Annotated in this window: 19 protein-coding genes; 4 read left to right on the top strand and 15 right to left on the bottom strand. The window is 31.0% G+C overall.

The window, feature by feature from the left end:
* Positions 1–36: 36 nt before the first annotated feature.
* A complete protein-coding gene (locus AC2TEO_RS13020) occupies positions 37–882 on the bottom strand; it encodes a hypothetical protein (protein WP_442265245.1) in 846 nt (281 codons plus the stop codon).
* A gap of 152 nt (positions 883–1,034) precedes the next feature.
* On the opposite strand from AC2TEO_RS13020, the gene rpsO reads away from it, so the two are divergent.
* The 3 genes from rpsO to folK all read left to right on the top strand — a co-directional run bounded on the left by rpsO (position 1,035) and on the right by folK (position 4,932).
* The gene (gene rpsO, locus AC2TEO_RS13015; RefSeq protein WP_075341725.1) at positions 1,035–1,304 is read left to right on the top strand and encodes a 30S ribosomal protein S15; all 270 of its coding nucleotides are present in this window, start codon (positions 1,035–1,037) and stop codon (positions 1,302–1,304) included.
* A 148-nt stretch (positions 1,305–1,452) separates the two neighbouring features.
* Complete coding sequence (locus AC2TEO_RS13010; protein ID WP_442265244.1) at positions 1,453–3,633, top strand: polyribonucleotide nucleotidyltransferase; 2,181 nt, start codon at positions 1,453–1,455, stop codon at positions 3,631–3,633.
* A gap of 168 nt (positions 3,634–3,801) precedes the next feature.
* On the top strand, positions 3,802–4,932 hold the full coding sequence (gene folK / locus AC2TEO_RS13005) for a 2-amino-4-hydroxy-6-hydroxymethyldihydropteridine diphosphokinase (RefSeq protein WP_442265243.1): 1,131 nt from the start codon (positions 3,802–3,804) through the stop codon (positions 4,930–4,932).
* Here folK and AC2TEO_RS13000 read toward each other — a convergent pair.
* The 3 genes from AC2TEO_RS13000 to gldB all read right to left on the bottom strand — a co-directional run bounded on the left by AC2TEO_RS13000 (position 4,929) and on the right by gldB (position 6,845).
* Entirely contained in the window at positions 4,929–5,261 is a 333-nt protein-coding gene (locus AC2TEO_RS13000; protein WP_442265242.1) for a hypothetical protein, read from the bottom strand. The genes folK and AC2TEO_RS13000 overlap by 4 nt on opposite strands.
* 285 nt (positions 5,262–5,546) lie before the next feature.
* A complete protein-coding gene (gene gldC, locus AC2TEO_RS12995) occupies positions 5,547–5,885 on the bottom strand; it encodes a gliding motility protein GldC (protein ID WP_442265241.1) in 339 nt (112 codons plus the stop codon).
* A complete protein-coding gene (gene gldB, locus AC2TEO_RS12990) occupies positions 5,886–6,845 on the bottom strand; it encodes a gliding motility lipoprotein GldB (RefSeq protein WP_442265240.1) in 960 nt (319 codons plus the stop codon).
* 57 nt (positions 6,846–6,902) lie between these two features.
* Between gldB and nadE the strand changes: the two genes are divergently transcribed.
* Positions 6,903–7,691: an NAD(+) synthase gene (gene nadE / locus AC2TEO_RS12985; RefSeq protein ID WP_442265239.1), complete on the top strand. Its 789-nt coding sequence runs from the start codon at positions 6,903–6,905 to the stop codon at positions 7,689–7,691.
* Between the two features lie 312 nt (positions 7,692–8,003).
* Here nadE and dnaG read toward each other — a convergent pair whose 3' ends face one another.
* The 11 genes from dnaG to AC2TEO_RS12930 all read right to left on the bottom strand — a co-directional run bounded on the left by dnaG (position 8,004) and on the right by AC2TEO_RS12930 (position 21,333).
* Complete coding sequence (gene dnaG / locus AC2TEO_RS12980) at positions 8,004–10,022, bottom strand: DNA primase (protein WP_442265238.1); 2,019 nt, start codon at positions 10,020–10,022, stop codon at positions 8,004–8,006.
* Between the two features lie 228 nt (positions 10,023–10,250).
* Positions 10,251–11,489: an ATP-dependent Clp protease ATP-binding subunit ClpX gene (gene clpX / locus AC2TEO_RS12975; RefSeq protein ID WP_442265237.1), complete on the bottom strand. Its 1,239-nt coding sequence runs from the start codon at positions 11,487–11,489 to the stop codon at positions 10,251–10,253.
* 34 nt (positions 11,490–11,523) lie between these two features.
* On the bottom strand, positions 11,524–12,183 hold the full coding sequence (gene clpP, locus AC2TEO_RS12970; protein ID WP_299677428.1) for an ATP-dependent Clp endopeptidase proteolytic subunit ClpP: 660 nt from the start codon (positions 12,181–12,183) through the stop codon (positions 11,524–11,526).
* Between the two features lie 366 nt (positions 12,184–12,549).
* Entirely contained in the window at positions 12,550–13,869 is a 1,320-nt protein-coding gene (locus tag AC2TEO_RS12965) for a tetratricopeptide repeat protein (protein ID WP_442265236.1), read from the bottom strand.
* A gap of 784 nt (positions 13,870–14,653) precedes the next feature.
* Positions 14,654–14,818 carry a hypothetical protein gene (locus AC2TEO_RS12960; protein ID WP_442265235.1) on the bottom strand — a complete coding sequence of 55 codons (165 nt, stop codon included), beginning with the start codon at positions 14,816–14,818 and terminating at the stop codon, positions 14,654–14,656.
* 486 nt (positions 14,819–15,304) lie between these two features.
* On the bottom strand, positions 15,305–16,618 hold the full coding sequence (gene nqrF, locus AC2TEO_RS12955) for an NADH:ubiquinone reductase (Na(+)-transporting) subunit F (RefSeq protein ID WP_442267766.1): 1,314 nt from the start codon (positions 16,616–16,618) through the stop codon (positions 15,305–15,307).
* A 2-nt stretch (positions 16,619–16,620) separates the two neighbouring features.
* On the bottom strand, positions 16,621–17,361 hold the full coding sequence (gene nqrE / locus AC2TEO_RS12950) for an NADH:ubiquinone reductase (Na(+)-transporting) subunit E (protein WP_299677412.1): 741 nt from the start codon (positions 17,359–17,361) through the stop codon (positions 16,621–16,623).
* 26 nt (positions 17,362–17,387) lie between these two features.
* The gene (locus tag AC2TEO_RS12945; RefSeq protein ID WP_095074484.1) at positions 17,388–18,032 is read right to left on the bottom strand and encodes an NADH:ubiquinone reductase (Na(+)-transporting) subunit D; all 645 of its coding nucleotides are present in this window, start codon (positions 18,030–18,032) and stop codon (positions 17,388–17,390) included.
* Between the two features lies 1 nt (position 18,033).
* Positions 18,034–18,774, bottom strand: a complete 741-nt coding sequence (locus AC2TEO_RS12940; protein WP_442265234.1) for a Na(+)-translocating NADH-quinone reductase subunit C — start codon at positions 18,772–18,774, stop codon at positions 18,034–18,036.
* 2 nt (positions 18,775–18,776) lie between these two features.
* Positions 18,777–19,982 carry an NADH:ubiquinone reductase (Na(+)-transporting) subunit B gene (locus AC2TEO_RS12935; protein WP_442265233.1) on the bottom strand — a complete coding sequence of 402 codons (1,206 nt, stop codon included), beginning with the start codon at positions 19,980–19,982 and terminating at the stop codon, positions 18,777–18,779.
* 4 nt (positions 19,983–19,986) lie between these two features.
* On the bottom strand, positions 19,987–21,333 hold the full coding sequence (locus AC2TEO_RS12930; protein ID WP_442265232.1) for a Na(+)-translocating NADH-quinone reductase subunit A: 1,347 nt from the start codon (positions 21,331–21,333) through the stop codon (positions 19,987–19,989).
* Between the last annotated feature and the right edge of the window lie 15 nt (positions 21,334–21,348).

Here is a 21,348-nt window from a genome sequence, read left to right as displayed (position 1 = left end):
TATGCTGGTCTTTTTTTTATCCTAAATAAATCCTAATTATCTTCTTCTTAGCATTATTTCTCTTGATTCTCCACTACTATTAGTTACTGTAGCTATATTGTCACAAGTACCATCTCCAAAATCTAAAGTATAAGCAACTCCATTTTTTGTAATTTCTGTAACTCCACTTACTATGAATTTACAAGCGTACTCTCTTCTTAATTTTTCTGTAATATTTCCTGTAAATTCATTACCTAATTTATTTACAAACTTCCAATTACCTGAAATTAAATACACATCATCTCCTCTAGTTAATGTATCGTCACCAGCTATCTTTTCTCTTACTCTAGTTCCTTCTAAACTTACAGTTTCTCCAGTAGCTAATGTTACAGAAATATTTACCGTATGCGTTGCTTCTTTATTTCCATTACCATTATCTTTTACTTTTACTACAGACTTAGACCCTTCAATTACATTACCATCAACAGAGAAATTATCGAAACTAACTTCTTTTGAGTAACCTGTATCTGTTTTTTGATATACAATAACTATTTTACCAGATAATTCTTTACCTCTTGGCCCAATACAATTATCTCCAAAATCTAGGGTAATTGTTAATGTTTCTGACGTTGTATCTGCTTCAACAGTTCTAGTTACACAATCAGCCACACTACTACTTGAACTACCTGCACTTCTACTTAATAAATTAAAATCGATATCATCGTCTTCTAAAATGTTATCAATATCAGAAGTAATATCATCTGCTATCACTACATCTTGAATATCTTCTGTACTTAATTCCACTGAATCATTCATGGTAACTCCCTCTTCATCAGAACATGAAATAAAAATCATGGTTCCAAGCAACATTATTAATCCAAATTTTAAAACTTTCGCTGTCATAATTAATAGTTTTTAAAAGTTAATCTGATTCTTGGACTTAACATTAAGAAAAAGGTTTAATAAACTTTAATTATTTTTTTAGGAAAATTAGTTGTACTTTTGCCACTTCAATGAAAAATTTGATACATTAAAATCATTTAAACAATATTGGTATGTATTTAACTAAAGAAGTAAAAGAGCAAATTTTTGCAAAGCATGGTAAAGACGGAAAAGATACTGGAACAGCAGAGGGACAGATCGCGTTATTTACTCACAGAATTAACCACTTAACTGAGCACTTAAAAAGAAATCGTAAAGATTTTAACACAGAGCGCTCTCTAGTGAAAATGGTAGGTAAGCGTAGAAGCTTACTTGACTATTTAAAGAAGAAAGATATCAACAGATATCGTGCAATCATTAAAGAATTAGGAATTAGAAAATAATACCTATCTAAAAGAGGCTGGAATTTTCAGCCTCTTTTTTTATTATCTTAGCGAAAGTTTTTTAACTTTATAAACTTCCATTGAAACAACAACAACACACACAACACAACTACAACTAACAACGTAATTTATTTGAAAAAAACACTTTATGATTCCAAAAGTATTTAGCCAAGTTATTGAACTTGGAGATGGAAGAACCATTACCTTAGAAACAGGAAAGTTAGCAAAACAGGCAGATGGTTCAGTTGTTGTAAGTATGGGAGATACCATGATTTTAGCTACTGTAGTTTCGGCAAGAGAAGCTAATCCTGGAATTGACTTTTTACCACTTACTGTAGACTATAGAGAGAAATTTGCCGCTGCTGGTAGATACCCAGGTGGTTTTATGAAACGTGAAGCTAGACCAAGTAACGAAGAAATCCTTACAATGCGTTTAGTAGACAGGGTATTACGTCCATTATTCCCAAAAGATTATCATGCAGAAACTCAGGTAATGATGCAATTAATGTCTCATGACCCAGAAGTTATGCCAGATGCTTTAGCTGGTTTAGCTGCATCAACTGCAATTCAGTTATCTGATATTCCTTTTGAAGCTCCTATTTCTGAAGTAAGAGTTGTAAGAGTAAATGGAGAATTTATTATTAACCCTAGCCCTGCTCAATTAAAGGAAGCTGACATCGACTTAATGGTTGGTGCTTCTAAAGACTTCGTTGCCATGGTTGAAGGTGAAATGGATGAAGTTTCAGAAGAAGAAATGGCAGATGCAATTCGTGTAGCACATGACGCTATTAAAGTACAATGTGAAGCGCAAGAAGCATTAGTAAATCAAATAGGTAAAAAAGAAACTCGTGAATACGAGGCTGCTGTTACTGATGAAGAGTTAGAAGAAAAAATTAAAGCTGTAGCTTACGATAAATGTTACGAAATCGCTAAAAAAGGAACTTCTAAAAAAGAAAGAGGTCAAGCTTTTTCTGAAGTAAAAGATGAAGTTTTAGCTTTATTTACTGAAGAAGAATTAGAAGAAAAAGGAGATTTAATCTCTAAATATTTTAGCAAAGCTCATAAAGCAGCTGTTCGTGATTTAACATTAAATGAAGGTTTACGTTTAGATGGACGTACAACTACAGATATAAGACCAATTTGGTGTGAAGTAGATTATTTACCAAGAACTCATGGTTCATCTATCTTTACACGTGGAGAAACTCAAGCATTAGCAACTGTTACTTTAGGTACTTCTAGAGATGCTAATATGATTGATTCTCCAACAATTCAAGACGAAGAACGTTTTTACTTACACTATAACTTCCCTCCATTTTCAACAGGAGAAGCACGTCCAATTCGTGGAACTTCTCGTCGTGAAATAGGACATGGAAACTTAGCACAAAGAGCTTTAAAAGGTATGGTTCCTGAAGATTGTCCATATACTGTTCGTGTAGTTTCTGAAGTTTTAGAAAGTAACGGATCGTCTTCTATGGCAACAGTTTGTTCTGGTACAATGGCATTGATGGATGCTGGTGTTCAACTTAAAAAACCAGTTTCAGGTATTGCTATGGGATTAATCTCTGATGGAGAACGTTATGCAGTTTTATCTGATATTTTAGGAGACGAAGATCATTTAGGTGATATGGATTTTAAAGTAACAGGTACGGCTGATGGAATTACTGCTTGTCAGATGGATATTAAGATTAAAGGATTATCTTATGAAATCTTAGTAAATGCATTAAAACAAGCTCGTGATGGTCGTTTACATATCTTAGAAAAATTAACAGATACAATCGCAACTCCAAATGCTTCAGTAAAAGCTCACGCTCCAAAAATGGTTACTGTTCGTATTGCAGGAGATTATATTGGTGCTATGATTGGACCTGGAGGTAAACATATTCAAGAATTACAAAAAGAAACTGAAACTACTATTGTAATTAATGAAGATGAAGTTACTGAAGAAGGTATCGTAGAAATTTTAGGTACAAGCCAAGAAGGAATAGACAAAGTACTAGAACGCATTAAAGCAATTACTTTTAAACCTGAAAAAGGTAGTATCTATGAAACAAAAGTTATAAAAGTTTTAGAATTTGGTGCTGTAGTAGAATATACTGAAGCTCCTGGAAATGAAGTTTTATTACATATATCTGAGCTAGCTTGGGAACGTACAAACAATGTTACAGATGTTGTTAATATTGGAGATATAGTAGATGTAAAATACTTTGGTGTTGATCCAAAAACTCGTAAGGAAAAAGTTTCTAGAAAAGCTTTATTACCTAGACCTCCTAGAGAAGACAAAAAACCTAGGGAGGAAAGAAAACCTAGAGAAGATAAGAAACAATCTTAAAACTCTTCTTTATTCATAACAAAAAAACGTCAAGTAAAAAATACTTGACGTTTTTTTGTTTGTTTCATTCATATCTAATAAATAACATTATCTCTTTTTAAAAAAACAACCTAAAAATTTAAATTAATCCTATAAGGTTTTGTTTCTTTGCCTACTGAAATAAAGGCATTGAGAATACAACGTATTACATATTTATCATTAGGTACTAACCAAGGAAATAAGGCAGAAAATCTTCAAAATGCAATTAATTTAATTGCAGAAGAAGTTGGTTCAGTTTTAAAAATTGCTTCTATTTATGAAACAGCTTCTTGGGGTTTTAATAGCGACAATTTTTATAACACTTGTATTAAAGTTTCCACCTATTTACCTCCTGAACAACTTATTCAGAAACTTTTATGGATAGAAAAAGAGTTGGGAAGAATTAGAAAAACTTCTGATTCTTATGCTGATCGATTAATTGATTTGGATGTATTATTATTTGAAGATGAAATTATTTTCACTCAAGAATTAATTGTTCCACATCCAAGAATGTTAGATCGTAAATTTGCCTTAGCTCCACTTGCTGAAATCGCTAAAAATGTAATTCACCCTATAGCTAAAAAACAAATAGCGAATTGTTTACAAGAATGTTCAGATACTTCTGAAATTAAACTGTTAGATATCATTTTAGAAAGACCAATTCCTATTTCTGAACAATATAATTATATTGCTATTGAGGGAAATATTGGTGCAGGAAAAACGACTTTAGCGACTATGATTTCTAATGATTTTAATGCTAAAATCGTTCTAGAACGTTTTGCTGATAACCCGTTTTTACCAAAATTTTACGAGGATCAGGAGCGTTATGCTTTTCCTTTAGAAATGAGTTTTTTGGCTGATCGCTATCAACAACTTTCTGATGATTTAGCACAATTTGATTTGTTTAAAAATTTTGTAATTTCTGATTATTACATTTTCAAATCATTGATTTTTGCTCAAGTTACTTTACAAAATGATGAGTACAAATTATATCGAAAAATGTTCGATTTAATGTATAAGGAAATTGTAAAGCCAGATGTATATGTGTATTTATACCAAAACACTGATCGATTATTACAGAATATTGAAAAACGTGGGCGTGAATACGAGCAAAATATTGAAGCTTCTTATTTAGAGAAAATTCATGATGGTTACAGTAACTTTATAAAAACACAGCAAAATTTAAATATTTTAGTGATAGATGTTTCTGAGCTAGACTTTGTTCAAAATAAAGAACACTATAAAACTATCATAAAAAAAATCAAGGAACACCGTCCTTAATTGAATTCTTTAATCTCAACCGTATCTTTTTTAAGAATCACTGTAATATCTTTATTTGGAGGAAATCCATTGGAATAATAACCAAACGAATATATTTGATTAGAATAGGTTTCATCAGTTTTTAACCCCATTATTCCATCAGTTTTAGTTTTAAGCTCATTAAAATCGATGAAAAAACTTTGTGATTCTCCTTCATTAATTTTCTCTAACAACTCTGAACTAAAACCTGTTTCAATACTAATATTTTCTAAAGTTTTCCCACTTTCATTAATAACATGTATTGTTGTACCGTTTTTACAAGAGAAACAAAACCCAATTAAAATAATCAATAAATAATACTTTATATTTTTTATAACTATAATTTTTAATTCTTATTCTTTATTAGTTTAAAATTTACTTCAGTATTTTTTAATTCTATAAAATTATCTCCAAAATTTAAAATTTTATACGCTTGAATATCTCCCTTAATTGCCTTCGGGTGATAAAATCCTTGTGATTCGCTGTTGCTCTTGTAGACTTCTAAAATATAAATTTATCACAAAACAAAAGTGCGGGTAAACCACACTTTTAATGTGGTTTATCCGCACTATATACTTTAAAATTAAGTCTGAGACTTACTTTTTAATCAGCTCTAATTTTTCTGCGAAATAATCACAGAAATCACGCATAGTTGCGCTCATTTTAGTATCGTCTGTAGCACGTTCAAAAGTATCTGCCATAGAAACTAAAGTTTGGTGAAAAAATTGCTTCATTTCATCTACTGGCATATCTTTTGTCCATAAATCCATACGCAATGTATCTTTTTTCTTATGATCCCATACAGACAACATAACAGCTTTAGATTCTGCTTCTTTTATGCCTCCATCTTCAGCATTCCATGTGATTTCTTCAGGAACTCTATTTTCATCTAATGCTATTTTAAATTTTATTTCAGAAGTATGTGCTATTGCCATTTATTTACGCTTAGGTTTGTACTTTGATTTTTTAAAAATTTCGTCTCCTCTTTTTGATAAAAGTTCCTGCAAAGATACGTCATTATTTCGCATGTAAGAACGAACTATTTGCCATCCTACCCAAGCTCCAATTCTGCCTGGAGATAAATTATCTTCTCCTAAATAAAATTTAGAAAAAGGAGCAATATCTAAAAAACGTTTGTTCAATTTACTATCAGTACTATATAACAAATCTCGCTCTATAAAATACTTCCAAATATCTTCTTCACTATTTACTGCCCAGTCAAACTTTTCAGATGCGTAACCTATTTTTTCTTTATCTGATATATTAGGCAAATATCTATCGAGCAAATACAACTTTTTACCTTCATAAATCATTTTATTAATAAAACTTCGCTCGGTATTTGGTGGTAACTGCACATTAACTATTGCATTTGCTGCATCTACTATAATATGATCTTCTGTATTATTTTGTTTTACATACTGCGGATAATCATTATAAAACTCATGCGATGCACCTAAATAACAATCTAAAGAAATCAACATAAAATCACCATTATAAACAACTCTATTATCATAATCTATATTTGTTAGCATAGTAATTACCACTGGTGCTACAAACTTTTTGTTGTAATATGTAACATACTGAAATAGTGATTTTAATTTTTGAACCTGTGCTGTAAAATCTGTATATTTTTTTTGAACTTCTGTAAAAAGCTCTTGTTCATCTTTATTTTGAATTTTATTTACCCAAACAGAATCGTTATTATGAGGAAAAAGTAATGGATACTTTTCTTTAACCTTTGGCAATGTTTTTTCAGTAGCTGTATAAAAATCGATATCAAATCGATATAGTTTAGAATCTACTGTAATTTTAGACACATCTACTTTAAATTTTTCTTCTTTTTTACAGGATAATATTATGAATCCTACAATAAAGAGGCATATAATTTTACGCATGAAATCGCTATCTTTACGTTTAAATATTAAACTTCGAATTTACTAAAATCGTATAACATGAATACACCTAAAGTTGCTGAACATATTACAAACTGGTTAAAAGATTATGCTGAAAATGCGAAAGTAAAAGGATTTGTAGTTGGAGTTTCTGGAGGAATTGACTCTGCTGTTACATCTTCTTTATGTGCCAGTACAGGATTACCAACTTTATGTGTAGAAATGCCAATTCACCAAGCGCAAAGCCAGGTAAATCGCGCACAAGAACATATTGCACAATTAAAAGAACGTTTTTCTAATGTTTCTGAAGCTAGAGTTAATTTAACATCTACTTTTGAAGATTTTAAAACTGTAACTCCAGAAGTGGAACAATCTGCTCAATTAGATTTAGCTTTGGCAAATACACGAGCACGTTTAAGAATGACTACTTTATATTATTTTGCTGGTTTACATGGTTTACTAGTAGCTGGAACAGGGAATAAAGTAGAGGATTTTGGTGTTGGTTTCTTTACGAAATATGGTGATGGTGGCGTAGATTTAAGTCCGATTGCTGATTTAGTAAAATCTGAAGTATATGCTTTAGGTGAATATTTGAAAGTACCTGAATCTATCCAAAAAGCACAACCTACAGATGGACTTTTTGGTGATAGCAGAACAGATGAAGATCAAATAGGAGCTTCTTATGATGAATTAGAATGGGCAATGAAAATGCAAGATGCAGGTAAAAAAGCTGATGATTTTTCTGGTAGAGAAAAAGAAGTATTTAGTATTTACATTCGATTAAACACAATTAACCAACACAAGATGGTTCCAATTCCAGTTTGTGAAATTCCAAATGACTTAAAATAGGAATTCATTTCTACACAAATAAAACTGTCTTAAGACACAAATAAAAAACCATATAAAAAATATATGGTTTTTATTTTTTTGCGATAAAGGAACTATAATAAGTTCGCTGAAATCATTAATTGTTTAATTTTTTTGTATGCTTTTTTCTTGTGTCCATTTGAAATTTGAAATGGCAATTCAATGAACAACACGATTAATTGACCAATTTGGAGCAATTTTCTCATAGTTTCTAGATTTATTTCTGATTCTTTTTTGTTTCTGTTTCTTTCTTTCGGACTACGAATATATAAAAAAATGTTAAAAATCAAAAAGTTAAATCACCCTACTAAGCTTTTCGTACAATAATTTTTTTAGTTCAATGTAGTTTACAACTTCTTCTTTTAGTTCATTATATAGATTTGTATCTTCAGTTTCATCTTCTTTATCAGATGAAGTTTTTGATAATTCTTGACCTTTACTCACTATATCCAGCAATTTTCTCTCTACCAAAACTCTCCTTAAATTAAGAATAGCATCTGTTACTAATTTTGGTAAAATTTTACCCACTTCTGTAATCACAATATCCTTTCTACTCCAATCACTTAACTGATACCTCTCTTCGTCCATCAATATATTTGTTACCACTTCAGCGATTGTAGGGTTTTCATTTGCTATAAGCTTATCTATAGAGATTTTTTCATCTTGGTTTAGCTGATGTATAATTTCGTAATAAACCACTCTAAAAACTTCATTAGAAAACTCTATTTCATCTTCTTGCAAATTTAAATACAACTCATTAGAAACTGTATTGATATATTCTTCTTTTTCTAAAATTGGTCTTCCATGTTTATCATGTGCATTTACCCAATTAACAAACCCAACCTCCTCATTTCCATACAATAATAAAATTCTAATTATTTCCTTTTCCAACAAAAGAAGGCTATCTACTTTTGGTTTTTTAGAACTTTCCCTTACAGGTTGCATTTGTGGTTTAGCAGAAGCTTGATTTCTATTTCTTTCTACTCTAGTTTCACCACCTCCCCTATTAATTAACTGTGCTAATTCGCTAAAAAGTACTCGTTCGGAAATATCCATAATACGAGCACATTCTTGCACATACACTTCTCTTTGAATTCCATCAGGGATTTTTGAAATACTTGTTACAATATCTCGAATTAATCCTGCTTTTTTAACCGGATCGTTTTGAGCATCTTTAATTAATAACGATACTTTAAAATCGATAAAATCTTGAGCTGTTTCTTCTAAATATTTTTTTAATTCTGCATCGGAATGTGATTTTGCAAAACTATCAGGATCTTCTCCTTCAGGAAAAGTTACTACTTTTACATTCATTCCTTGCTCTAGAATAAGATCTATACCACGTAAAGAAGCTCGAATACCGGCAGCATCTCCATCAAAAAGTACCGTAATATTATTAGTTAAACGGTTTATCAATCGGATTTGATCTGGAGTTAAGGCTGTTCCTGAAGAAGCTACAACATTTTCTATTCCTGATTGATGGAAAGAAATTACATCGGTATATCCTTCTACAAGAAAACAATTATCTTGCTTTGCAATCTCTTTCTTAGCATGGTACAATCCGTAAAGAATTTTACTCTTATGATAAATATCGCTTTCTGGAGAATTTAAATACTTAGCAGCTTTTTTATCATTGGTTAAAATTCTCCCTCCAAAACCAAGTATTCTACCAGACATACTATGGATTGGAAACATAACTCTTCCTTTAAATCTATCGAAAGTTCTTACTTTTTCTCCACCTTCTTTTACAATAGTTAACCCTGTAGATTTTAAATACTTTAAATCGTATCCTTTAGCTAGAGCTGCTTTTGTAAAATTATCCCATTCATCTTTACAATAACCTAAGTCAAACTTTTCTATTGTGTCTTCTCTGAAACCACGTTCTTTAAAATACGAAAGTCCTATTGCTCGACCTTTTTGGGTATTCATTAAAACATCATGAAAGTAATCTTTAGCAAATTTTGAAACCAGAAACATGCTTTCTCGTTCATTCATTTGCTCTTTTTGCTCATCACTTTGTTCTGTTTCTTCAATTTCTATATTGTACTTTTTCGCTAACCATCGAATTGCTTCAGGATAGGTAAAATGTTCGTGCTCCATTAAAAATGAAATCGAATTCCCTCCTTTTCCAGTACTAAAGTCTTTCCATATTTGTTTTACAGGAGACACCATAAAAGAAGGAGTTCTTTCATCTGTAAAGGGGCTTAACCCTTTAAAATTACTTCCTGCTTTTTTCAATTGAACAAACTCTCCAATCACCTCCTCTACTCGAGCAGCTTCGAAAACTTTTTCTATGGTTTGTTGGGTAATCATCTATAAAAATTGAAGCGCAAATATAGTTTTGTTCTTCTATGAAAACTAATATTTAAATCAATCAAATTTAATAAAACCTTATTTAATAATATTTTTTAGTCTTTTATAACTCAGTCTCAAAGATATTTAACAAAAAAAGCATCGAGATAAACTCAATGCTTTAAATATTTTTTTTTAAAAAACCTGTCAACCTAATTTAGGACGACTTATTTTTTGAATAAAAACTTTTTAAGATGCTGCTTTTAATTTCTGCAAAGCCTTCTTTGTTAATTTTTCTTCTGCATATTCTCTTGTTACTTCAAACTCTTTTATCTCTGAACCTGGTAATTCGAACATCGCATCTGTTAAAATTGCTTCACATAATGAACGTAAACCTCTAGCTCCTAACTTATATTCAACAGCCATATCTACAATATACTGTAAAGCATCTTCTGTCATAGAAAACTCAACATCATCCATAGAAAATAACTTTGTATATTGCTTTACTATTGAATTTTTAGGTTCTGTAAGAATCGCTCTTAATGTTTTTGCATCTAAAGGATTCATGTAGCTTAAAACTGGTAAACGACCTATAATTTCTGGTATTAAACCAAAAGATTTTAAATCTGCAGGTATGATATATTGAAGTAAATTATCCTCATCAATTTTATCTTCATCTATAGAAGCACTATACCCTACAGCTTGCATATTTAATCGTTTACTAATGATTCTGTCTATACCCGAGAATGCTCCACCCGCTACAAATAAGATATCTTTTGTATCTACTTGTATAAATTTTTGTTCTGGATGTTTCCTTCCTCCTTTAGGTGCTACATTTACAATTGCTCCTTCAAGTAACTTTAACAAAGCTTGTTGAACACCTTCTCCTGAGACATCTCTAGTTATAGAAGGATTATCCCCTTTACGAGCAATCTTATCAATCTCATCTATAAAAACAATTCCTCTTTCTGCTTTTTCTACATCATAATCAGCAGCTTGCAATAGCCTGCTTAATATACTTTCTACATCTTCTCCAACATATCCTGCTTGAGTTAATACTGTAGCGTCTACAATAGCAAAAGGAACATTTAGCATTTTAGCGATAGTTCTAGCTACTAATGTTTTACCTGTACCTGTTTCTCCTACTAATACAATATTTGATTTTTCAATCTCAACACCATCGTTTGGAGATTTAGATTGTAGCAATCTTTTATAATGATTGTATACTGCAACAGACATTGCTTTTTTAGTTTGCTCTTGTCCTACAATATATTCATCTAAGAAAGATTTTATTTCTATTGGTTTTTTTAAGATTAGATCATTAGAGAGACTTGTTGTTTTTGCTTCTGCAATTTCCTCCTCCACTATTCCATGTGCTTGCTCGATACAACGATCACAAATATGTGCATCCATACCTGCAATTAATAAATCTGTTTCCGCTTTTTTGCGTCCACAAAACGAACATTCTAAATTTTGATCTTGTGACATATTAATTTACTACATTTTCTATTATAATCTTAGCTTACTTTCTGCTAAGTACTTCATCAATCATTCCGTATTCTTTCGCTTCGTCTGCTTTCATCCAATAATCACGATCAGAATCTTCATGAACTTTATCGAAAGGTTGCCCTGAATGATTAGAAATAATGTTGTAAAGTTCAGTTTTTAACTTTCCTATTTCCTTTACAGTAATTTCCATATCAGAAGCTTGACCTTGAGCTCCGCCTAAAGGTTGGTGGATCATTATTCTTGAATGTGGTAATGCAGAACGCTTACCTTTTTCTCCTGCACACATTAAAACTGCTCCCATTGAAGCTGCCATACCAGTACAAATTGTTGCTACATCTGGTTTAATAAATTGCATAGTATCGTAAATACCTAAACCAGCATAAACTCCACCTCCTGGAGAATTAATGTATATTGAAATATCTTTGTTTGAATCTACACTTTCTAAGAATAATAACTGAGCTTGAATCACATTTGCAATTTGATCGTTTATTCCTGTTCCTAAAAAAATAATACGATCCATCATTAAACGCGAAAAAACGTCCATTTGTGCAACATTTAATTGACGCTCTTCAATGATATATGGAGTTAAGCTACTTGTTATTTTATTATAATATGTGCTACTGATACCGTGGTGTTTAGTAGCATACTTTTCAAATTCTTTTCCGTAATCCATTATATAAGATTTGTTTTAAAGTTACAAACGTTAAAGATACAAAGATTTTTTTGTTAAAAAACAGTTTACTTTTGTTATTGAAACGCTAAAAACAAAAGTAGAAAACATGAAAAAAAGCATTCCTAAAAGCAAAAATTTTCTCTTATATTTTAAATTTAGCACAATATTATTCCAATAAAAAAACCAGTAAAAATTTACTGGTTTAGATTAACTACTTATCTAGGGATAATTTATTCAAATTAATTTAGGGATTATTAAATGGTGGAAACCACGCCCGTGTAGTTTTTGAAAACTCTTCACTTTACAAAAGTAACCTCTTAATTCAAAAAACGAAACAAAGTTAAGGTAACAAAAAGTGACAAATCACTATAAACTTTGAATAAACCTCTCTAATTCTTGATTTTTAGGCACTTTCATTTTTTTACGGATTCTATAGCGTAATGATTTAACCGAATCGATACTTGAATTCCTAATTGATGCTATTTCTTTTATTGACAAATTTAACCTTAAAAAAGTACAGACTTCTCTTTCTGTTTTAGTAAGTTCTGGAAATTTATCAATAATAATTTGATCAAAACCATGATTAACTGCGTTGATTTTATCTTGTAACGATGATAACTTATTTTCTGTTCCTATTTGATTTTGCAATTTTAGCAATAACACATTCGCATAATTCTTTACATCATCTGAAGTAGATTTATTTTTATCGTCTTTAATTTGTTTAGATAAACGTTTAATAAACTCTAATCTCATTGTATTATCTGCTATTAAACTTTTTAATTCAGATTCTGAAACTTTTATTTTCTGTGATAAAATTTCTTTTTTTAACTTTTCTTTTTCGAATTTATCTCTAATTCTTTTAGCTCTAGTTTTATAATCTCGCCATAGTAATAAACCAATAATTAATGTAAAAAAAAGTATTAAAATTACAATTAAAACATATGATCTTAATTCTAATTCTTTTTTATTGGCTAATATTTCTAAATCTTTCTTTTTAACTTCAAACTCTCTTTTTAACTCTAATTCTTTTATTTGCTTCTGTTTTTTTAAATCAAAAATAGAATCAGAATATTTCTTGTGTAAAACCTGGTACTGATATGCTTTTTCATATTGCTTTAAATGATAAAGTACTTTTCCTTTAACATCTGTCACTTTAGATAACCTAAATTTAAATCCATCTTTCTTAGCTATAGCTTCAGAAGAATCTAAGTACTTTAGTGATTTTTCATATTCTTTTAATTTATAGTACGAATACGCGATGTTAAAATATGTTATGGCTACATTTCTTTTACTATGATTGTTTTTTATATATTCTATGTTGTTTAAATGAACCTCTAATGACTTATCATAACGATTTTGAAAAGCATAAAGAATTGCCATATCATTGTTTACATTACTTAACCTAAGCTCGTTATTAGTTTTTTTAAAAATAGTAAGGGCTTTATTATAATAAAATAATGAAGAATCTATTTGTCTTAATCTCCTAAAAGATCCTCCCATACTGGTGTAACATCTACCTAACAATGTAGAGTCGTTCATTTTCAAAGCTAACGAAACTGATTTTCTATAACTTAGCAAAGCTCTTCTATTTTCATTCAAATTTTTTTGTACTCTACCTTCTCTTAAAAATAAATCAGCAACATTTAATGAATCTTGTAGTTTATTGTATATTTTTTTTGCATTCATAAAATACATTAAACTTTCTGTATAATTCCCTTTTCTATAAGCTATACTACCAAAGAATCGTAAAATATTTGCTTGCTGAATAGAATCTTCATTTGAGACTAAACTTTTTGCTTCGTTAAAATATATTATAGATTTATCTAAGTCTTTTTCTAAAAAATAATCTCCTTTTTTAATTAAATAATTGAGTTTATTATCATATTCTTTTATTCCTTCTAAATCTTTTCGGATTATTAAATAAGTAGAATCTATGTTCTGAGCATTAGTTAAAACGCTACAAACAAAAAAGTTGTTATGATATATTTCTTAAACATTTAACAAATTTCAAAAAAAAACCAGCAATAATATTGCTGGTGCATACTACAAATTTGGGCAATTTAATTCAAATTAAATTAGGGATTATTAAAATAGGGAAATTACCCTGTAGTTTTAAAACTATTTGAGAAACAAATGTATAAGAAGTAAGCAAATTTCAAAGAAATTAATGGTAACAAAAAGTGACAAAACTTTTACAAACCATGAATAAAACACACTAATCATTGACTTACAGATATTTATACTTCTCCTCTAATCCTATACCTCAAAGCTATTATTTCGTCTATACTTGAGTTTCTTAATAACACAATCACTTTGATCGATAAATTTAGAAGTGAAAAAAACAAACTTTCAGTTTATATTGTAAAGATTTATTCTGTTTTTTTACATAAAACACTTAGAAGCTACAATTGAATATACTGGTGCAACACTTAATTTTATCATCTGAATTTTTAATACTTTAAATGCATTTTTAAGGCTTTATTACTCTTGTAGTCGTTTCATTTTCTTTCTTCATTTTTTGCTTTGAAAATTGAAATAGCCTTACGTTAGAAAGTAAAAGAAGAATCAATTTTTTTAACCCTATATATGCTACCTCATAATACATTATAGGATGTACTGATAATAATACTATCATTTTTGAATAAAGCTAATCATAGTGCTTCTTAAACATAACTACAGATGTTTTATAATCGCCTAGCAGCTTATTTATTATTCAATTATGAATAGCCTCGGCTATTTTTAATGTGTTATTTAAATCATAATAAAGCTTTTTGGACTCTATTCCAAACTTCATACTCTTATTAAAATTTTCACAATTCCTATAAATCAAACCTATTTTTTAAAAACATCAACTTTATTAACTAGATCATCTTTTTTTTAATTTTCTCTGCTTGTAACTAATATCATTCAGCTTTAGCGTTATCTTTTTTATATAAATGATGCTATATCAAGTACAAATTTCACTTTTTAACATCATAATTAACGGTAGAGTCTAATTTCTGTATGACCTTTAAAATTGATATTAAAAAAACAAAAAAATAGCTTTCTTAGAAATTTATGTATTAAATACAAAAAAAAACCAGCATTCGTGCTGGTTTTTTTTATTGTATGTGATTTTTTCTTATCCTCCAAAGTCATCAAAACGGATATTTTCGTCATCAAGACCAAAATCTTCACCCATTTTTTGTACTGCTTTGTTCATTAATGGTGGTCCACAGAAATATAATTCTAAATCTTCAGGACTATCATGTTTCGATAAATATTGATCTATTACAACTTGGTGAATAAAACCAACAAAACCGTCACCTGATTCATCGTTAATATCTGTTTTAACTTTCCAGTTATCTTTCTCTAACGGTTCAGATAACGCTAAATAAAACTTAAAGTTTGGAAAATCTTTTTCTAATGCTCTAAAGTAGTGGATATAGAATAATTCTGCTTTAGAACGACCTCCATACCAATATGTTACTTTTCTACCAGTTTTTAAAGTTCTAAATAAATGATAAATGTGAGAACGCATTGGTGCCATACCAGCTCCACCACCTACATATAACATTTCTGCTTCAGAATCATTAATAAAGAATTCTCCATAAGGTCCTGAAATCGTTACTTTATCACCTGGTTTTTGGTTAAAAATATAAGAAGATGCTACTCCAGGATTTACATCCATCCATGCATTTTTAGCTCTATCCCATGGCGGAGTTGCAATACGAACATTTAACATAATTTCTCTTCCTTCTGCTGGGTAAGAAGCCATAGAATATGCTCTTTCTACAGTCTCATCATTCTTCATTACTAATGGCCACAATCCAAATTTATCCCAATCTGCTTTGAATTTATCTGGTTCACCTGGATGATCATCTGGGTGAGCAGTAATATCCATACCTTCATATTTTACTTCACATTGAGGTATTTCTATCTGAATATATCCACCCGCTTTGTAGTCCATTTCTTCAGGAATTTCAACTACAAATTCTTTAATAAAAGTTGCTACGTTATAATTTCTTACAACAACTGCCTCCCATTTCTTAATTCCAAAAATTTCTTCTGGAATAGAGATATCCATATCTTGCTTTACCTTAACCTGACAAGCTAAACGGATACCGTGTTGTAATTCTTTTCTCGTAAAGTGAGGTGTTTCTGTTGGTAAAGCTTCACCTCCACCAGAATTTACATGACACTCACACTGGACACAAGAACCACCACCACCACATGCAGATGGTAAGAAAATCTTTTGATTACCTAATGTAGATAATAACGTTCCACCTGATGGTACTTCGATAGTTTTTTCACCATTGATCGTAATTTTAACTGGACCAGATGGTGCTAATTTTTGCTTTACAAATAATAACAGTGCTACCAATAACAAAGTAACTGCTAAAAAAGCGACTACGGTTATTGCAACTGTTCCTCCTGTACTTACTTCTAAAAACATCATTACTTTGTAATTTCTTTAGTGTTATTTGCTAATTTTTCAGCTTTCTTATCTACATCCTCTTTAACCTCTACCTTCACTTCTGCTTTAGTAGTAGCTCCTTCTTTCTTTGGCGCATCATCTCCACCAGTTAACATTCCACCGAAACTCATGAATCCGATAGCCATTAAACCAGTGATGATAAATGTAATTCCCAATCCTCTTAATGGACCTGGAACTTGAGAATATCTGATTTTCTCACGGATAGCAGCGATTGCTAAAATAGCTAAGAACCAACCGATTCCTGAACCAATTCCGTAAACAAAAGATAATCCTAAAGTTGGAATCTCACGAGACTGCATAAATAAAGAACCTCCTAAAATCGCACAGTTTACAGCGATTAATGGTAAGAAAATACCTAAAGAGTTATATAATGCTGGTGCAAATTTCTCAACGATAATCTCTACTAATTGTACCATAGTTGCAATCGTAGCGATAAACATAATGAATGATAAGAAACTTAAATCGTAACCTGCATATTCTTCACCTAACCAAGATAAAGCTCCTGGTTGTAATAAATATTGATCTAATAACCAGTTTACAGGAACCGTTACAGCTAATACGAAAATAACTGCTGCTCCTAAACCTACAGCTGTTGATACTTTTTTAGATACTGCTAAGTAAGAACACATTCCTAAGAACGTAGCAAATACCATGTTATCTATAAATATCGACTTAAAAAATAATTCTATGTACTCTAACATAATTTTTTCTTTTAATGTGTGTTAGACTAATCTTCGATTAATGCTTTATTTCTACTACGTTGTACCCAAATAATGATTCCAACTACGATTAAAGCCATTGGTGATAATAACATAAATCCGTTATTCTCGTAACCGATAGCATATAAACCAGTTTTTTCAATTGGATCTCCTAAAACTTTGAAGCCTAATAAAGTTCCAGAACCTAACAACTCTCTAAAGAATCCTACAATAATTAAGATTACTGCATATCCTAAAGCATTTCCAATACCATCTAAGAATGATCTCCATGGTCCATTTCCTAAAGCAAATGCCTCGAAACGTCCCATAATAATACAGTTTGTAATAATTAATCCAACAAATACCGATAGCGTTTTACTTAACTCATAAGCAAAAGCTTTTAGTACTTGGTCTACAATAATTACTAATGCAGCAACTACGATTAACTGTACGATAATTCTAATTTTTGATGGAATAATATTTCTCATTAATGAGATTACCACGTTACCTACTCCTAATACAAACAATACAGAAATAGACATTACTATTGAAGCTTGTAATTCTGCTGTAATTGCTAAAGCAGAACAAATACCTAATACCTGAATTGTAATCGGGTTATTATCCGCTAACGGATCAGTGATTAGTTTTGCGTCTTTCTTTGATAAAAGTCCCATATTATTTTAATGTTTTAAAGTAAGGCACGTACAATTTCAACTCAGACTTGATCATTGCTGCAACACCGTCACCAGTAATTGTAGCACCTGCAATTGCATCTACCTCATTATCAGTTTTATCTTCATTCTTAGGATCTGCATTAGATTTAGAAACTGCAATTCCTTTGAATTGACCGTTACTCATTAAATCTTCTCCTGCAAAATCATCCATAAAGAAACGTTGCTTAATGTTAGCTCCTAAACCTGGTGTTTCTCCTTTATGATCGAAGAATACTCCTTGAACTACCATATTTTTGTCCATTGCAACATATCCCCAAATCGCATCCCAAAGACCTTTACCTCTAATTGGAGCGATATAAGACATTTTACCATCTTTAGAACCTATAAACAATGGTAATCTTCTTACTTTACCGCTTTTAGCAGCAGCTTGTTCCTTTTTAATATCAATTAAGAAAGCTTCATTATTTTCAGAAATTTTATCTCCTTCAATAACTAATTGCTTTTCGATATGCTTTTTAAATACATCTTCTACTTGATCTTTAGATATAAATGCTACGCTAGTTCCTTCGTTTTCATTTACACCCATAGCGTATAAGATGTTTTGTTGTTTTTCTATTTTCTTATTAGCATCAATCATTGGACGCAACGATGACGCTGTAAAAGCCAACAACGCACCTACTACTAACACCATTCCGATGGCGAATAGTACTGTATATGAATTACTATCTGTCTTGTTACTCATAATTAAGCAGTTTTAACTTTAGCACGTTTTAATCTCTTCTTCACATTACCTTGCACTACGTAATGATCGATTGTTGGAGCAAATACATTCATTAATAAAATCGCTAAGAATACTCCTTCTGGGTAAGCTGGATTGAATACACGAATCATAATCGAAATAAAACCAATTAAGAAACCATAAATCCACTTTCCTTTATTAGTTTGTGAAGCCGTTACTGGGTCTGTTGCCATATATACAGCTCCGAATGCTAAACCTCCAATCATTAAATGATCATACCAAGAAGCACTCATTAATCCGTAAAACTTACTTGTATCTGCAATAATTCCATTACTTGCAACCGCATTAAAGATTAATCCCATTACAGCAGCTCCAATGAAAGTAGAAACGATAATTCTCCAACTACCAATCTTCGTAAAGATTAAGAATGCAGCTCCTAATAAGATTAAAAATGTAGATGTTTCTCCAACAGAACCTGGAATAAATCCGAAGAATTTCTCAAACATTGAATATGCTACTTCTTGATTTTGTGCATAACTACCTAAAATAGTTTCACCAGAAATAGCATCTGCAGTACCTGCTCTATTTACAGCATCGTGAACCCATACTTTATCTCCAGACATCCAAGTTGGATATGCAAAGAATAAAAATGCACGAATTGTTAACGCTGGGTTTAAAATATTCATTCCAGTTCCTCCAAATACTTCTTTACCAATAACAACTCCAAAAGCAACTGCTACCGCAAGCATCCATAATGGTAAATCTACTGGTACTATTAACGGAACTAACATTCCTGTTACTAAATAACCTTCTTCAATTTCGTGTCCTTTAATAATACAGAAAACGAATTCAATTGCTAAACCTACAACATAAGATACAATTACAAGTGGTAATACTTTAATTGCTCCTATCCATAAGTTTGATAAACTCCAAAAGTTACCACTAAAAAAACCTGTAACTCTTTCTACTTCACCAGTAGCTAAGTGATGTTGGTAACCTGCATTTAACATACCGAATAATAAACATGGGATTAAAGCCATGATTACAGTATTCATTGTACGTTTTAAATCATCTGCTGCCTTAATGTGAGTTCCTCCGTGAGTAGTCTCATTTGGCAAGTATAAGAAAGTATGGAAACCATTAAATAGTGGTGCTATTTTTTTTCCTTTATACTTTTCTTTTAAGTTATGTAAATTTTGTTTTAAGCTCATAATCTTATCCTAATTCTTTCATCATCAAGTCTAATCCTTCACGAATAATCTTTTGATGTGGTTGTTTTGATACACAAATAAACTCTGTTAAAGCAAAATCTTCTGGCGCAACTTCATAAGCTCCTAGACCTTCCATTTCATCAAGATCTTTGTACATACAAGCTTTTAATAATTGCATCGGATAGATATCTAACGGGAAAACCTCCTCATAAGCTCCTGTTACTACAAATGCTCTATGTTCTCCGTTAGTATTAGTATTTAAATCATACTTTTTCTTAGGAGTTAACCAAGAGAAAGTTAATGCTCTAGAAGTAGAAATTTTATTAAATATTGGTTTATTCCAACCAAAAAATTCATAATCGTCTCCTTCAGGAATAGCAGTAACTTGGTTATCATAAAAACCTAAAAATCCATCTTCGCTAACTTCTAAACCAGATAAAACGTTACCACTAATAACTCTTGTGTTGTCGTTATTTAAGTTTCCTTTTACTACATCAGAAATTTGTGCTCCAGCGATTACAGAAACATACTTAGGCTCGTTTATTTTAGAACCAGTTAATGCAACTTTTCTTGTAATATTTAACTTACCTGTTAAAAGTAACTCACCTATTACAACTAAATCTTGTGGAGTAACCACCCATACAACCTCACCTTTGTTAATTGGATTAACTTGTGCAATTTGAGTACTTACATTTCCTACTGGATGTGGTCCTTTAACATTATGTAACTCTACTCCTTTAGCAGATGCTAGAGGTGATTTAGCAGAACCAACAGAAACATGAACTTTACCTTCAGTTAATTTTGTTAACGCAGTTAAAGCAGCGTTTAATTCAGCCTCTTTACCTTCTAAAACATAATCATAATCTGCAGCTAAAGGCGCACTGTTATACCCTGACACAAAGATTGCTTTTGGCGCTTGATTTGGATTAGCAACAACATCATACGGACGTTGTTTGATAAAAGGCCAGCATCCAGAAGCAAACAGGTGATTTTTTATCTCTTCACCAGACATTGCATCTACATCTACCTTACCAAAGTCTTTATGATCTTGCGTTCCGTTAGTTGTAATTTTTATCTCTAAAACTTTTCTACGAGCTCCACGAACAACCTCTGTCACTTTACCACTTACAGGACTTGGAAATAAAATACGCTCGTCACTTTTATCGTAAAAAAGTGCCTCACCTGCCTTTACTTCAGTTCCTTCTTTTGCTAAAATTTTTGGGATAACGCCGTGAAAATCATCTGGTCTTACAGCAAAAACACTACCTAATGGAAGTTCGGTAGTTACTTGCTTTGCCTCACCAACGAGCTTTATATCAAGCCCTTTTTTTATACGGATGTCTTTTGACATAGTAACTAATGTATT

It is taken from the genome of Tenacibaculum aquaeponti (genome assembly GCF_057221555.1).
The sequence above is the reverse complement of the archived record's forward strand: the minus strand, read 5'-3'. Positions and strand labels throughout refer to the sequence as shown.